Consider the following 2,662-nt stretch of genomic DNA (forward strand, 5'->3'; position numbering starts at 1 on the left):
ATAACAGGCATTCATCAGCATTTAAAAGATTAAAGGAGGATTCGTGTTCTGTGACTATTGATACCGGTAATGCACATAGCAATTACTTTCATCCAAGATATAATAGAATTCCAACAGTTAGAGAGGCTGCTAGAATACAATCCTTTAATGACGATTATGTTTTTTTGGGTTCAAGAACCAGTCAATATAGACAAGTTGGGAATGCAGTTCCACCATTATTAGCGAAAGCAGTAGCAACAGAAATTGTTAAACTTATTAAGAAGAAATGAAAATAATTGATCTTTTTTCTGGTGTTGGTGGCTTGTCATTAGGCTTCGAATGGGCAGGTTTCGAATCTGTTGCTGCTATAGATTTTTGGGAAGATGCTATTAAAACATATAATCATAATAGATTAAATAAGGTTGGAATGACAATTGATATCAAAAAATTTAATGATGATGTACTTCCCACAATACTTAGAAAAAATAAAATTGATGGCGTTATTGGAGGCCCACCTTGCCAAGGTTTTAGTACAGCGAGGCTTTCAAATGCAACAGTTAAAATTCATGAGATAAACAAGGAACGCAATCATTTATATCTTGAATTTTTCAGAACGGTAGAGATTGTAAAGCCGAGGTTTTTTGTTATCGAAAATGTAAGAGGACTTGTTTCAGCTAACCAAGGAGCATTTGTTAAGGACATTATTGAAAGATTCGGAAACTTAGGCTATAATGTTGAATTCAAAATACTAAATGCTTCTGATTACGGTGTTCCTCAAAATAGACAACGAGTTTTCTTTGTCGGATTAAAAAACCAAAAATATATTTTTCCCAAAAAATTCGATTTTAAATTTTCGGCAAGCGATGCAATAGGCGATATCACCAAAGCAGATGCAAAAGAGATTCAAGAATACAGTTGTTCAGCATTAAATGATTTCCAAAAAATGATGAGAAAAAAGTCTAAACATTTAAAAAATCATGAAGTAACAATTCACAATGAACAAACAATCAGGGTTATTTCACTTGTGCCTGATGGTGGCAATATAAAATCCTTACCTCCGAAATATTGGGAGATTAGAAAATACAACAAAGCTTTCCAACGAATGAATAGTAATCTTGCTTCAAACACAATCGATACAGGTCACAGAAATTACTTTCACTATTTTGAAAATAGAATTCCAACAGCAAGAGAATCTGCAAGAATTCAGAGCTTCCCCGATAGTTTTGAGTTTCTTGGAACAAAAGGGAGTCAATATAAACAAGTTGGCAATGCAGTCCCTCCACTTTTAGCAAATGTAATTGCAAAGCAAATAATTAAGATATTAAAATAAATAAGATGGCAAACGACTACACTAAATACAATGTAAAATTTTTAAGTCCAATTCAATTGAGCCTTGAAAATCTAAGTAAACGTCAGTTAGTACTCGAATCAATTAAGTATGTTCTCGAATATGATTTGATTGCAATTAGTGAACTTAATGATGCCAAATTAAACCCGACTCACAACAAACAATTAATAGCCAGTGATGCTGAGTATTTAACCTTCGCAGAGGATAAAACTAAGAGATACTCTTTGGTTGAAATTAAAGGAGTAAAATATTACGTTTCCAATCAATGGCGTAAATCTACTATTGATGGTTTTATCGACTATTTTGAAAATAAATTACAAGATACTGTAGAGTTTACCGAATTATTTGAAGAAGATGATGATATAATTGAAGCTAAGGGGAATGAATTTCCACTAAATCAAATCTTCTATGGACCTCCTGGCACAGGTAAAACATATAATATATCCCAAGAAGCAGAAAGAATAATTAATTCTAAAGCTAACTCGTTTAATATATCAAGAGAAGAAAAATTTGAACGGATTTGTAAAAACATACGGAACAACTATAGCGAACCTATTTATAACAAATTAAACGGAAACAATATTTACAGAAATTTTATCAAATCAATGGTTGTTTGGGGTTGGTATTTAGATGACAAATATGATACAAGCGACACAATTGTACATGAAGACCTAAAAGATTTAGAAGGTTTTAAAAGGTCTGGATGGTCACAACGTCTAAGATATTTGACTGAGTTTGATTTTATTGAAGGAGTTTGGTTAACTGATTTTTCCGGTCAACTTGGTGAAGACATGAAATTAAGTGGACGAGGTGTTATTTTAAAAAACGAATTAAAAAAATATTTATTTGAGAATGGTATTGATAAAGAAAGTCTAAAAAACTGGCCTCGTGAAAATCACTTACCCGATTTTTTTATAAACAAATATCTTGCTGTGTTAAGCGATATTTCTCCGTTAAAAGAAAATATGACAGCTTTTAAGAAAACAATAATATGTGCTCTTAATATGTGCCTAAATAAAAAACTGTTTAAACAAAATAACGAAGCAAGACTTACAACCCTAGAGGAAATCAATTTAATTGAAAAATACTTAGATGTAAATAGTGTTGGGAATAGCGATTATAAATGGATTGGATGGATTGGTGAAAACCTCGTGGACTTGGGTCTTGTAGAATTGGACAAAGATGAAATAAATGAAAGATTTTATTATCACATTACACCAAAAGGAAATAATATAATTGACGATTTAATTTCTAATTGGAACAGGGAGTTTCCTTCTCTATTTGGTGATTTTATTTCGTATGAATTAGCTCTTAAACTAGGGCAAGTAAAATTCA

General features: G+C 31.6%; 2 protein-coding genes and 1 pseudogene. All 3 read left to right on the forward strand.

Features of this window, described 5'->3' with window-relative positions:
* On the forward strand, positions 1-269 hold a 269-nt coding region (locus tag ACIQ2S_RS12770; protein WP_396176594.1), incomplete at its 5' end, for a DNA cytosine methyltransferase.
* Positions 266-1,309 (forward strand): DNA cytosine methyltransferase, encoded by a 1,044-nt coding sequence (locus tag ACIQ2S_RS12775; protein WP_396176596.1) that lies wholly within the window; start codon positions 266-268, stop codon positions 1,307-1,309. The genes ACIQ2S_RS12770 and ACIQ2S_RS12775, both read left to right, overlap by 4 nt.
* Positions 1,310-1,314: 5 nt before the next feature.
* Positions 1,315-2,662: pseudogene (locus ACIQ2S_RS12780) on the forward strand (hypothetical protein); the annotation flags it as partial.

It is taken from the genome of Flavobacterium sp., assembly GCF_044371705.1.
Taxonomy (GTDB): Bacteria; Bacteroidota; Bacteroidia; order Flavobacteriales; family Flavobacteriaceae; genus Flavobacterium.